The 14,013-nt window shown below is 71.0% G+C and carries 7 protein-coding genes; all 7 read left to right on the plus strand.

The window, feature by feature from the left end; genetic code table 11:
* Positions 1–141: 141 nt before the first annotated feature.
* The gene (locus tag MICAU_RS14870; protein WP_013286147.1) at positions 142–1,143 is read left to right on the plus strand and encodes a LacI family DNA-binding transcriptional regulator; all 1,002 of its coding nucleotides are present in this window, start codon (positions 142–144) and stop codon (positions 1,141–1,143) included.
* A 359-nt stretch (positions 1,144–1,502) separates the two neighbouring features.
* Positions 1,503–2,879 (plus strand): ABC transporter substrate-binding protein, encoded by a 1,377-nt coding sequence (locus MICAU_RS14875; RefSeq protein WP_013286148.1) that lies wholly within the window; start codon positions 1,503–1,505, stop codon positions 2,877–2,879.
* 60 nt (positions 2,880–2,939) lie between these two features.
* Entirely contained in the window at positions 2,940–3,899 is a 960-nt protein-coding gene (locus tag MICAU_RS14880) for a carbohydrate ABC transporter permease (protein WP_013286149.1), read from the plus strand.
* A gap of 3 nt (positions 3,900–3,902) precedes the next feature.
* A complete protein-coding gene (locus MICAU_RS14885) occupies positions 3,903–4,790 on the plus strand; it encodes a carbohydrate ABC transporter permease (RefSeq protein ID WP_013286150.1) in 888 nt (295 codons plus the stop codon).
* Positions 4,791–4,867: 77 nt separating this feature from the next.
* Positions 4,868–6,493: a glycoside hydrolase family 13 protein gene (locus MICAU_RS14890; protein WP_013286151.1), complete on the plus strand. Its 1,626-nt coding sequence runs from the start codon at positions 4,868–4,870 to the stop codon at positions 6,491–6,493.
* Positions 6,494–6,641: 148 nt separating this feature from the next.
* Complete coding sequence (locus MICAU_RS14895) at positions 6,642–9,524, plus strand: discoidin domain-containing protein (protein ID WP_013286152.1); 2,883 nt, start codon at positions 6,642–6,644, stop codon at positions 9,522–9,524.
* A 98-nt stretch (positions 9,525–9,622) separates the two neighbouring features.
* Positions 9,623–13,909 (plus strand): discoidin domain-containing protein, encoded by a 4,287-nt coding sequence (locus tag MICAU_RS14900; RefSeq protein WP_013286153.1) that lies wholly within the window; start codon positions 9,623–9,625, stop codon positions 13,907–13,909.
* Positions 13,910–14,013: the final 104 nt, after the last annotated feature.

The raw sequence follows: 14,013 nt of genomic DNA on the forward strand, positions 1-14,013 counted from the left end.
TTCCTCATGTTATTCCGGTGCTCTGTTGCCTTTCAAGCATCAATCTGCTCGCATCTTTCGGACCGCCTGCCTCCGCACGCGGCAAGAACCGACCACTTCAGCTGTTCATTTCTTGCAAGAATCCGACGTACGATTGCCGCCGTGACGAAGCGCCTGACCGAGGTGGCCCGCAAGGCGGGCGTCAGCGAGGCGACCGTGAGCCGGGTGCTCAACGGCCGCGGCGGCGTGTCCGAGGCGACCCGGACCGCCGTGCTGACCGCCCTCGACGTGCTCGGATACGAGCGCCCGACGAAACTGCGCGGCGAGCGTGCCCGCCTGGTCGGCCTGGTCCTGCCGGAGTTGCAGAACCCGATCTTCCCGGCCCTGGCCGAGGTGGTCACCGGCTCCCTCGCCCAGCGCGGCTTCACCCCGGCGCTCTGCGCCCGCACCATCGGCGGCGTGCCGGAGTCCGGATACGTGGAGATGCTGCTCGACCACCAGGTCAGCGGCGTCATCTTCGCCGGTGGCTCGTACGCCCTCGCCGACGCCTCGCACGAGCACTACCGGCGCCTGACCGACCGCGGCCTGCCCGTGGTGCTCGTCAACGCCGGCGTCGAGGAGCTGGGCTTCCCACGGGTGTCCACGGACGACGCGGTCGCCGTCGAGCAGGCGTACGGGCACCTGCGCTCCCTCGGCCACGAGCGGATCGGCATGGTGCTCGGCCCGGCCGACCACGTGCCCTCGCGCCGCAAGCTCGACGCCATGGTCCGGGCCGCCGGCTGGGGCGAGGACCGGTCCCTGGTGGAGCGGTCCAGCTTCTCCATGGAGGGGGCGCGGGTCGCGGCCACGAAGCTGATCGAGCGCGGTGCGACAGGGATCGTCTGCGCCAGCGACGTGCTGGCGCTGGGCACCATCCGGGCCGCCCGCCGCCTGGGCTGCGCGGTACCGGCCGACGTCTCGGTGGTCGGCTTCGACGACTCGGCGTTCATGACCTGCACCGATCCGCCGCTGACCACTGTGCGGCAGCCGATCGAGACGATGGGCCAGGCCGCTGTGGACCTGCTCGTGACCCAGATCGAGGGCGCCGGCGTGCTGCACGACGAGCTGCTGTTCGAGCCCGAGCTGGTGGTACGCGGCTCCACCGCCCCCGCCCCTCGCCGCTGACCCCCGGCGGCTTCCGCCGCCTCGCCCTGCCCCGCCTCGCCCTGCCCCGCCGCGCCTCGCCACGTCCGTCGATCTTGGAGTAATGGCGCCCGGAATGCGGCCTACTTCCGTTATCTGAAGTGCCACAACTCCAAGATCGACGGACGACTGACGCCGCAGTCGAGTTCTTGCATTCTTGCGTCCGCATCTTGCTGGGTTCGGTTCGCGTCGCTACAGTGACTCCACTCACACCTGACCCGGGGCGCGGTTTCCGGAGGCAGGGCGCGCGCCGGTTGCCGTTCCACCACCTGAGGGCAGCCGCGCGGTCACCGCACATCAGTGAAGGCCATGGATACACCCGTTCCCGAAGGGATGGACAGATGTCCGTACCGCAGTATCGGAAGGTCGCGGCCGTGGCGCTCGCGGCCGGCCTCGGGCTCAGCCTTGCGGCGTGCTCCACCAAGAGCGACGACAGCAGCGACGCCGGCGGCAAGGTCACCATCACCGTCGACTGCCAGCCGGTCGGCGCGCAGAAGGAACTGCTGAAGAACTGGAACGACGACGTCGCCGAGTTCCAGCGGCAGAACCCGGACATCGTCGTCAAGAGCGTCAGCGTCGGCGAGCAGTGCAACAACCCGCCGGACTTCACCGCCCGCCTCGCCGGCGGCACCGTCACCGACGTGTTCTACGGCTACATGACCGACCTCCAGCAGGTGCTGGACTCCGGTCAGGCGATGGACATCGGCCAGTACGCCACCAAGGACACCATCCCCACCTGGGACAGCGTCGACCCGGCGCTGAAGGAGGTCTTCACCGACGGCGGCAAGCTCTACGCCGTACCGGTGAAGAACTACTCGATGGGCCTGATCTACAACAAGGCGCTGTTCCAGCGGGCCGGGCTCGACGTGAACAACCCGCCGAAGACCTGGCCCGAGGTGCGGGCCGCGGCCAAGAAGATCTCCGCGCTCGGCGACGGCATCGCCGGGTACGCCGAGTACAGCGCCGGCAACACCGGCGGCTGGCACTTCACCTCGCTGCTCTACTCCCAGGGCGGCCAGGTGCTCAGCGCCGACGGCAAGAAGGCCGACTTCAACAACGCGATGGGCAAGCAGGTCCTGCAGAACCTCAAGGACATGCGGTACGGCGACAACAGCATGGGCAGCAGGCAGCTGCTCCAGTGGGGTGACCTGCTCACCAACGCCGGCGCCGGCAAGGTCGGCATGTTCATCGGCGCGCCGGACGCGACCCAGGCGATCGTCAGCCAGTTCCAGGGCAAGTACCAGGACTGGGCGATGGGTCCGCTGCCCGGCCAGGACGGGCCGGCCAAGGCCACGCTCGGCGGCGGCGAGGGTTACTTCTTCAAGAAGGGCCTGAGCCCGGAGCAGGTCAAGGCCGGTCTGAAGTGGCTCGCCTACCAGAAGCTGACCCCTGGCAAGGGCCAGTTCGACTACGTGCGCGCCAAGCCGCAGAACTACCCGGTCGGCCTGCCCCAGCCGCTGCTGTTCACGAACGGCAGCGACGCGCAGAAGCAGGAACTGGAGCTGCGCAAGGCCAACGCGAACGTGGACACCACCAACTTCGCGGTCTTCGAGGCCAACCCGGTGCCGATCAAGGGGGAGCCGCGCAACGCCCAGGCCGTCTACGCGGTGCTCGACGCCGCGATGTCCGGGGTGCTGACCAACCCGAACGCGAACATCGACGCGCTGCTCAAGACCGCCGAGGACAAGGTCAACCAGCTTCTGGCCGCGCAGAGCTGACCCGACCGGAGGTGGGGCCGGCGCACCGGCCCCACCTCCCCGAGCACCGCAGGAGTCGCCTTGGCGCTCACCACCGCCCCCGGTGCCACCCGCCGTCCCGGCCCCGCCGCGCCGACGCCGTCGCGTACCGCCGGACGCCGCGCCGGACTCGGCCGCAAGGTCCGGGACAACCTCACCGGGCACGCGTTCCTCATCGGCGCTGTCGTCTGCTTCGCCGTCTTCTCCTGGTACCCGATGGTCCGCGGCGTCGTGATGAGCTTCCAGCGCACCCGCCGGGGCGAGACCACCTGGGTGGGCTGGGACAACTACAGCCGGATCATCGCCGATCCGAGCTTCTGGACCGCCTGGAAGAACACGTTCGTCTTCACCGGCCTGGCGCTCGTCCTCGGCTACCTGGTGCCGTTCTTCGTGGCGATCCTGCTCAACGAGCTGCGCCACGCCAAGGGCTACCTGCGGGTGCTGGTCTACCTGCCGGTGATGCTGCCGCCGGCGTCCGCGCTGTTCCTGTTCAAGTTCTACGCGTACGACCCGAGCGAGGCGGGGCTGTTCAACGCGATCCTCACCGCGCTGGGACTGCCCACGTCGGAGTGGATGCAGTCGCCCACGATGACGATGCCGGCCATGGTGATCGCGTCGACCTGGATGAACATGGGCGGCGCCGTGCTGATCTACCTGGCCGCGCTGCAGAACATCCCCGGCGAGCTGTACGAGGCCGCCGAGATCGACGGCGCCGGGGTGTGGCGGCGCATCCTGCACGTGACGGTCCCGCAGACCCGGCTGATCCTCGCGCTGCTGGCGATGCTCCAGATCGTCGCCACCATGCAGCTGTTCATCGAGCCGCTGATCCTCGCCAACGGCGCCGGTACGCAGGACTCGGCGACCTCCGTGGCGTACCTGATCTACCAGCACGGGTTCTTCCAGAACGACCTCAACGGCGCCGCCGCGCTCGGCGTGATCATGCTGGTGGTGCTGGCCGGGTTCTCCGCCGTCTACCTGCGACTGACCGCGAGACAGGACTAGGACATGGCCGCCGACCCCACCACCCGTACCCTCGTCTCCCACGCCCAGCTGCGGCGCGGTCGCGGCCGCGTCCTCTACTGGCTCGTGCTCTCCGTGGTCGTGGCCGGGTTCACGCTGGTGTTCCTCGGCCCGCTGTACTGGATGGTCACCGGCGCGCTGAAGTCCGGCCAGGAGATCGCCCAGACGCCGCCGTCGCTGTTCCCGCGCGACCCGCAGCCGGGCAACTACGTCGACGCCTGGAACAACCTGGATCTCGCGAAGCTGCTGTTCAACACGTTCTACTACGCCACCGGCGCGGTGGTGTTCCAGCTCGTCCTCGACACCGCGGCGGCGTACGCGTTGTCGAAGCTGCGCCCGGTGCTGGGCAAGCTGATCCTCGGCATGATGCTGGCGACGCTGATGATCCCGGCGATGGTGCTGATCGTCCCGCAGTACGTCACGGTGATCGACCTGCCGATCGTGCACGTCAACCTGCTCGACTCGCCGTTCGCGATCTGGCTGCCGCTGGTGGCGAACGCGTTCAACATCTTCCTGCTGAAACGGTTCTTCGACTCGATCCCGGAGGACCTGATGGCAGCCGCCGTGATGGACGGCGCCACCCCGCTGCGCACGCTCTGGTCGATCGTCCTGCCGATGTCCCGCCCGATCCTCGGCGTCGTGGCGATCTTCGCGGTGACGGCGGTCTGGAAGGACTTCCTCTGGCCGAAGCTGGTCATGCCGTCGCCGGAGACGCGGACCGTCAGCGTCGGCATCTACGCCTTCGCCGGCGGCACCCCGATGAACGTGGTCATCGCCGCGTCGGTGATCGCCGCGATCCCCACAGTCGTGCTGTTCCTGATCTTCCAGCGCAACATCATGTCCGGCCTGACCACAGGCGGCCTCAAGGGCTGACCCCGCGCCACCGCCCGCACCCGGGCCGCGAGCCCGCCGCAGCAGAACCGACCCGCAGAAAGCAGGTGCCCGTGTCCATGGCCGACAACAGCCCGTGGTGGCGCTCCGCGGTGATCTACCAGGTCTATCCGCGCAGCTTCGCCGACGGCGACGGCGACGGGATCGGCGACGTCGCCGGCATCCGGTCCCGCCTGGATCACCTCGCCGCGCTCGGCGTCGACGCCATCTGGTTCAGCCCCTGGTACCCGTCGCCGATGGCCGACGCCGGCTACGACGTGTCCGACTACCGCGACATCGACCCGGTCTTCGGCACCCTCGCCGAGGTGGAGGCGCTGATCGCGGAGGCGCACGCGCTCGGCATCCGCAGCATCGTCGACGTGGTGCCCAACCACTGCTCCGACGCGCACCCCTGGTTCCGGGCCGCGCTCGCCGGCGGGCCGGGCGCGCCCGAGCGGGACCTGTTCTGGTTCCGCGCCGGCCGGGGACCGGGTGGCGACCTGCCGCCCACCGACTGGACCGGCGAGTTCGGCGGCCCCACCTGGACCCGCACCACCGACCCGGACGGCACCCCCGGCGACTGGTACCTGCACCTGTTCGCCCCGCAGCAACCCGACCTCAACTGGGACCACCCCCGGGTCCGCGCCGAGTTCGAGGACATCCTGCGCTTCTGGTTCGACAGGGGCGTGGACGGCATCCGCATCGACTCGGCCGGGCTGCTGGTCAAGGACGGCACGCTGCCCGAGGTGCACCCGGACCGGCCGCACCCGTTCCGCGACCAGGACGGCGTGCACGACGTGTACCGCGCCTGGCGGCGCATCGCCGACTCGTACCCGGGCGGGCGGGCCCTGGTCGGCGAGGTGTGGCTGCCCGACCGGCAGCGGTTCGCGAACTACCTGCGCCCGGACGAGCTGCACACTGCGTTCAACTTCGACTTCCTCGGCTGCGCCTGGGACGCCACGGCGCTGCGGGAGAGCATCGACGGCACGCTCGCCGCGCACGCCCCGGTCGGCGCGCCGGCCACCTGGGTGCTGTCCAACCACGACGTCACCCGTCACGTCACCCGGTACGGCCGCGCCGACACCCGGTTCAGCTTCGCCGCCAAGCGCGAGGGCATCCCCACCGACCTGGAACTGGGCACCCGCCGGGCCCGTGCCGCCGCGCTGCTGTCCCTCGCACTACCTGGCGCCGCCTACGTCTACCAGGGCGAGGAGCTGGGGCTCTGGGAGGTCGAGGACATCCCGTACGAGTTGCGGCAGGACCCGATGTGGGAGCGGTCCCGGCGGGTCGACCCCGGCCGCGACGGCTGCCGGGTGCCGCTGCCCTGGCAGGGCGACACCCCGCCGTTCGGGTTCAGCCCTGACGGCGCCGCAGCCGCGCCGTGGCTGCCGCAACCGGCGGACTGGAAGGACCGCACGGTCCGCGCCCAGACCGGTGACCCGCACTCGATGCTGGAGCTGTACCGGGCCGCGCTGGCGCTGCGCCGCGCCGAACCCGCGCTCGGCGACGGCACGCTCACCTGGCTGCCCGCACCGGACGGCGTGCTCGCGTTCGTCCGCGAACCCGGCTTCACCTGCCTGGTCAACCTCGGCGACGCAGTGGTGCCGCTGCCCGCGCACGACCGGCTGCTGCTGGCCAGCGGCCCACTCGACGACGACCGGCTGCCACCGGACACCGCGGTCTGGCTGCGTACCCGATCGGCCTGACCGCGGCGCCGGCGGTCCCGTCCCGCCGCCGGCGCCGCGACACCGGCGGCCCGTCCCGGCCGCCACCACGCGACACACCTGGGGAGGAGGAAGGAGAGGCAACGCCGAACGGGGGATCTGGCCACCGACGAAAGGGAGCACACCCCGCATGGCCGAGCACCGCACCGCGCACCGCACCGCGCACCGCCACCGCAGCACCGGCGTGGCCGCCCTCGCCGCCGCCGCGCTCGCCGCCTCGACACTCGTCGTCGTGGCGCTCACCACGACCGCCACCCCGGCGCGTGCCGCCGGACTGTCCCCGTTCGACATCACCGGACGCGGCGCCACGGTGCCGTTCCGGGAGCAGGAGGCCGAGCAGGCCGCCCACACCGGCACGAAGATCGGCCCCGACCGGCGCTACGGCACGCTGCCGTCCGAGGCGTCCGGCCGGGAGGCGGTCACGCTCGACGCCGTCGGCGAGTACGTCGAGTTCACGCTCACCGCCCCGGCCAACGCGGTCACGTTCCGGTACAGCCTGCCGGACAACGCCGCCGGCACCGGCCGCGACGCCACCATCGACCTGCGCGCCAACGGCACGCTGGTCAAGTCGGTGCCGGTCACCTCCCGGTACGGCTGGTACTACGGCGGCTACCCGTTCAACAACAACCCGGGCGACACCAACCCGCACCACTTCTACGACGAGACCCGGACCATGTTCGGCACCACGTACCCGGCCGGCACGAAGATCCGCCTCCAGGTCTCCTCGACCGCCCAGTCACCCACGTTCACCATCGACCTGGCCGACTTCGAGCTGGTCGGCGCGCAGATCACCAAGCCGTCCGGCGTGCTGGACGTGGTGACCGACTTCGGCGCCGACCCCACCGGCGCCACCGACTCGACGGCGAAGTTCCAGGCCGCGGTGGACGCCGGCAAGGCACAGGGCCGGGCGGTGTGGATCCCGGCCGGCACGTTCACGCTCTGGGACCACGTGGTGGTCGACGGCGTGACGCTGCGTGGTGCCGGCCCCTGGTACTCGGTGCTCGGCGGCCGGCACCCCACCGACCGCAAACGCGCCGCCGGCATCTACGGCAAGTACGTGCCGGGCGGCGGCTACTCCGGCGAGATCCGGCCGCACGAGGCCGGTGGGCCCAGCCGCAACGTCACGCTGCGGGACTTCGCCGTCATCGGCGACATCCGGGAACGCGTCGACGAGGACCAGGTCAACGCCATCGGCGGCGCGATGACGAACTCGGTGGTGGACAACCTGTGGTTGCAGCACACGAAGGTCGGCGCCTGGATGGACGGGCCGATGGACAACTTCACCATCCGCAACAGCCGGATCCTCGACCAGACCGCCGACGGGGTGAACTTCCACTGGGGCGTCACCAACTCCACAGTCACGAACACGTTCGTCCGCAACACCGGTGACGACGCGCTGGCCATGTGGGCGCAGAGCGTGCCGAACGTCGGCAACTCCTTCACCCGCAACACCATCGGCGTGACGATCCTGGCCAACCATCTGGTCACGTACGGCGGGCGGGACATCACCATCGCCGACAACGTCACAGCCGACTCGGTCACCAACGGCGGCGGCATCCACGTGGCGAACCGCTATCCGGGCGTCACCGGGCCGACCGCCGTGTCCGGCACCATCACGGTGGCCCGCAACACTCTGATCCGCAACGGCAACTCCGACTACAACTGGCAGTTCGGTGTGGGCGCGATCTGGTTCTCGGCGCTCAACGAGCCGATCCAGGGCGCCACGATCAACGTCACCGACACCGACATCCTGGACAGCTCGTACGCGGCGCTGCACTGGATCGAGGGGCAGACCAGCGGCATCTCGTTCGACAACGTGCGCATCGACGGCGCGGGCACGTACGCGCTCCAGGTGCAGGCGCCCAGCCAGGTCCGGTTCACCAACGTCCGCGCCACCGGCATCGCCCAGTCCAACCCGATCCACAACTGCGTCGGCAGCGGCTTCCAGATCACCCAGGGCACCGGCAACTCCGGCTGGTACACGCCCACCCCGTACTGCGGGCCGTGGCCGCAGCCGCAGTGGGGCAACGGCCCGTCCAGCCCGCCGCCCACCAGCCCGGCGCCGACCACGGCAGCGCCGACGACAGCAGCGCCGACCACCGCGCCGCCGACCACGCCGCCGCCGGCCGGCGGGAACCTGGCGCTGGGCCGGCCGGCGACCGCCACCAGCACCACCCAGACGTACGCCGCCGGCAACGCCGTCGACGGCAACCCGGCCAGCTACTGGGAGAGCGCCAACAACGCGTTCCCGCAGTCGCTCACCGTCGACCTCGGCGCGTCCCGCACCGTCGACCGGGTCGTGCTGAAGCTCCCGCCCGGCTGGGAACGGCGTACCCAGACGCTGTCCGTACTCGGCTCCACCGACGGCTCCTCGTACACCACCCTCGCCGCGTCGGCGGGCCGCGTGTTCGACCCGGCCGCGGGTAACACCGTGTCGATCGCGCTGCCGTCCGGCGACCGCCGGTTCGTCCGGGTCACCGTCACCGGCAACACCGGCTGGCCGGCGGGTCAGCTCGCCGAACTGGAGGTGTACGGCGGCGGCACCACCACACCGCCGCCTGCCACGACGCCGCCGCCCACCACCGCGCCGCCGGCCGGGAACCTGGCGGCGGGCCGGCCGGTCGCGGAGACCAGCCACGCCGACGTGTACGGCGCCGCCAACACCGTCGACGGCAACGCGAACACCTACTGGGAGAGCGCCGGCAACGCGTTCCCCCAGTCGGTGACAGTCGACCTGGGCAGCGCCCGGCCGGTGGCCCGGGTGGTGCTGAAGCTGCCCCCGTCGTCGGCCTGGCAGACCCGTACCCAGACCGTCACCGTGCTCGGCTCCACCGACGGCTCGTCGTTCTCGACCCTCAAGGCGGCGGCCGGCTACACGTTCAACCCGGCGGGCGGCAACAGCGTGTCGATCGCGCTGCCCGCCGGTGACCGCCGCTTCGTGCGGCTGACCTTCACCGGCAACACCGGCTGGCCGGCCGGCCAGCTGTCCGAGTTCGAGGTGTACGCCTCCTGACCCGGCGCGGCGGGGACCGGCCCGGTCCCCGCCGCGCCACCGCACCCCCACCCCCGAACGCCTCTCCACCTCCCCCGGGAAGAAGGTGTCCGTCCACCATGTCCAGACTCCGTACCGGAATCGTCGCGGTGCTCGCCGCGGTCGGCCTGGTCGTCACCGCGGCCCCCGCCCCACCGGCACTCGCCGCCGGCGGCCCGAACCTCGCCGCCGGGCGCACCGCCACCGCCAGCAGCGTCAACGGCCCCTACGTCGCGGCCAACCTGACCGACGGCAACCAGGGCAGCTACTGGGAGAGCAGCGGCGCGCTGCCCCAGTGGGCGCAGGTCGACCTGGGAACCAGCCGCGCCGTCGACCAGGTCGTGCTGAAGCTCCCGGCCGCCTGGGAGGCGCGCACCCAGACACTGTCCGTGCAGGCAAGCGCCGACGGCAGCGGCTTCACCACTGTCGTCGCGTCCGCCGCCCGCACGTTCAGCCCGGCCGCCGGCAACACCGTGACGCTCGGCTTCACCGCCACCGACGCCCGCTACCTGCGGGTGGTGATCACCGCGAACACCGGCTGGGCCGCGGCGCAGCTCGCCGAGCTGGAGGTGTACGGCGCGGCCACCTCCTCGACCAACCTGGCGCTCGGCCGGACCATGACCGAGAGCGGCCACGCCGACGTGTACGGCGCGGGCAACGCCAACGACGGCAACGCGGCCACCTACTGGGAGAGCCCGAACAACGCGTTCCCGCAGTGGATCCAGGCCGACCTGGGCGCCGCCACCGGCGTCAACCGGCTGGTGCTGCGGCTGCCGTCCGGCTGGGGCGCGCGCACCCAGACGATCACCGTGCAGGGCAGCACGAACGGCTCCACGTTCGGCGCGCTCGTCGGGTCCGCCTCGTACGCGTTCGACCCGGGCGGCGGCAACACCGTGACTGTCACAGTGCCCACCGCGTCCACCCGGTACGTGCGGCTGCTGTTCACCGCGAACAGCGCCTGGCCCGCCGGGCAGCTCGCCGAGCTGGAGATCTACGGCCCGGCCAGCGGCGACACCCAGGCGCCGAGCGCGCCGGGCAACCTCGCGTTCACCGAGCCCGCCACCGACCAGGTGCGGCTGACCTGGACCGCGTCCACCGACAACGTCGGCGTCACCGGCTACGACGTGTACGCCAACGGTGTGCTGCGCACGAGCGTCGGCGGGTCGACGCTGACGTACACCGACACGCAGCCGGCCGGGACCACCATCTCCTACTACGTGCGGGCGCGGGACGCAGCAGGGAACGTGTCGGCGAACAGCACCACGGTGACCCGGACCGGCAACACCGGGGACACGGTCGCGCCCACAGCGCCCGGCAGCCTCGCCTACACCCAGCCGGCGAGCGGGCAGATCCGGTTGACCTGGACCGCGTCCACGGACAACGTGGGCGTCACCGGCTACGAGGTGTACGCCAACGGCACGCTGCGCACCACGGTGAGCGGCTCCACGCTCACGTACACCGACAGCCAGCCGGACAGCGCCACCGTCTCGTACCACGTGCGGGCCCGCGACGCCGCCGGGAACGTGTCGGCGAACAGCAACACCGTCACCCGCACCGGCAGCGGCACCGGCGGCACCAACCTGGCGGTCGGCAAGCCCGCCACCGCGTCGTCGATGGTGCACGTGTTCGCCGCCGCGAACGCCGTCGACAACGACGTCTCCACGTACTGGGAGGGCGCGCCCGGCGCGTACCCGAGCACGCTCACCGTCGCGCTCGGTGCCAACGCGAGCATCAGCGCGGTCGTCGTGAAGCTGAACCCGGACCCGGCGTGGGGCGCGCGCACCCAGACGTTCCAGGTGCTCGGCCGGGAACAGTCCGCGTCCGGGTTCACCAGCCTGGCCGGCTCCGCGACGTACTCCTTCAACCCGAACAGCGCCAACACGGTGACCGTCCCGGTCTCCGCGACCGCCGCCGACGTCCGGCTCCAGTTCACCGCGAACTCCGGCTCCTCCAACGGGCAGGTCGCCGAACTCCAGGTCATCGGCGTTCCGGCGCCCAACCCGGACCTCACCGTCACGGCCGTCACCGCGTCGCCGTCCGCGCCGGTGGAGACCGACACGATCACGCTGTCCGCCACCGTGCGCAACGCCGGCACCGCGGCCTCCGCCGCCACCACCGTCACCCTCTACCTGGGTACGACGAAGGTCGGCACCGCCGCCGTCGGCGCGCTCGCCGCGGGCGCGTCGAGCACCGTCTCGGCGGCCATCGGCGTACGCGACGCCGGCAGCTACCCGCTCACCGCGAATGTCGACGAGTCGAACGCGGTGATCGAGCAGAACGAGGCGAACAACTCCTACACCAGCCCGACCCCGCTGACGGTGAGCCCGGTCGCCAGCTCCGACCTGGTCGCCTCCGCCGTCACCTGGTCACCCGGTACGCCGAGCGCCGGCGCGAGCGTCTCCTTCGCGGTGACGCTGCGCAACCAGGGCACGATCGCGTCGGCAAGCGGTGCGCACGGCATCACGCTGACGGTGCGCGACCAGTCCGGCGCCGTGGTCCGTACGCTCACCGGCTCGTACAGCGGCACGATCGCCGCCGGTGCCACCGCCGGACCGGTGTCGCTCGGCACCTGGACCGCCGCCAACGGCCGGTACACGGTGCGGGTGGTGCTCGCCGACGACGCCAACGAGCTGCCTGTCAAGCGGCAGAACAACACGAGCGACCGGTCGCTGTTCGTCGGCCGCGGGGCCAACCTGCCGTACGACGCGTACGAGGCCGAGGACGGCGCGACCGGCGGCGGCGCGCAGGTGATCGGGCCGAACCGCACCATCGGCGACCTCGCCGGGGAGGCGTCCGGCCGCCGCGCGGTCACACTGAACACCACCGGCGCGTACGTCGAGTGGACCACCCGCTCGGCGGCGAACGCCCTGGTCGCCCGCTTCTCCATCCCGGACGCGCCGGGCGGCGGCGGGATCGACTCGACCATCAACATCTACGTCAACGGCGTGCTGCACAAGCCGATGAGCCTCACCTCCAAGCACATCTGGCTCTACGGTGCCGAGGCCGGGCCGAGCGACTCGCCGAGCGCCGGCGCGCCCCGGCACCTGTACGACGAGGCGAACGTGCTGCTCGACACCACGGTCCCGGCCGGCAGCCGGATCCGGCTCCAGAAGGACCCGGCGAACACCACCACGTACGCGATCGACTTCGTCGACACCGAACTGGTGTCGCCGCGCGCCAACCCCGACCCGGCCCGCTACAAGGTGCCGACCGGGTTCAGCCACGCCGATGTGCAGAACGCGCTCGACGCGGTACGGATGGACACCACCGGCACCCTGGTCGGCGTCTACCTGCCCGCCGGCACGTACGAGACGGCGCAGAAGTTCCAGGTGTACGGCAAGGCGGTCAAGGTCGTCGGCGCCGGCATGTGGTACACCCGGTTCCAGACGCCGCGCAACCAGCAGAACACCGACGCCGGTTTCCGGGTCGAGTCCTCGGCGAGCGGGTCGACCTTCGCCCACCTGGCGTTCTTCGGCAACTACACCAACCGGATCGACGGTCCCGGCAAGGTGTGGGGCGAACTGAAGGATGTGGACGACCTGACGCTCGACAGCGTCTGGGTCGAGCACACGGTCTGCGCGTACTGGGGGGTGAGCGTGGACGGGCTGACCATCAGGGACAGCCGGTTCCGCAACACCTTTGCCGACGCGGTGAACATGACGAACGGCAGCACCAACAACCTGGTCACCAACTCGGAGGGCCGCTCCAACGGCGACGACGCGTTCGCGCTGTTCTCCGCCACCGACCAGGGCGCGTCAGGCGGCAACCACGGCAACGTGTTCGAGAACCTGACCGCCACGCTCACCTGGCGGGCGGCGGGGCTGGCCGTGTACGGCGGCTACGACAACGTGTTCCGCAACCTGTACATCGCCGACCAGCTCACGTACTCGGGCATCACGATCAGCTCGCTGGACTTCGGCTATCCGTTCGTCGGGTTCGGCGCCAGCCCGCCCACCCGGTTCGAGAACATCTCGCTGATCCGGTCCGGCGGGCACTTCTGGGGCGCGCAGACGTTCCCGGCGATGTGGTTGTTCTCCGCGTCGAAGGAGTTCCGCGGCATCCGGGTGAGCGACGTGGACATCGTCGATCCGACGTACTCGGGGATCATGTTCCAGACCAAGTACAACGGCAGTCAGCCGGAGAACCCGATCACCGACACGGTGCTGACGAACGTGTCGATCTCGGGGGCGCGGCGCAGCGGTGACGCGTTCGACGCGAAGTCCGGCTTCGGCATCTGGGTCAACGAGATGCCCGAGGCGGGTCAGGGCCCCGCGGTCGGCGCGGCGACGTTCACCAACCTCCGCCTGACCGACAACGCCCAGGACATCAAGAACACCACAACAACCTTCACCATCACCCGCAACTGACCCCCGCCCCCGCCCCTCGCCCCCGCCCCTTCCGCCCCGCGATCTTGCACTTTCGGCCCCCGTGATGCCGGATTACTCCTGCTATGAGGGGCACCAAATTGCAA

The organism is Micromonospora aurantiaca ATCC 27029 (genome assembly GCF_000145235.1).
Lineage (GTDB): Bacteria > Actinomycetota > Actinomycetes > Mycobacteriales > Micromonosporaceae > Micromonospora > Micromonospora aurantiaca.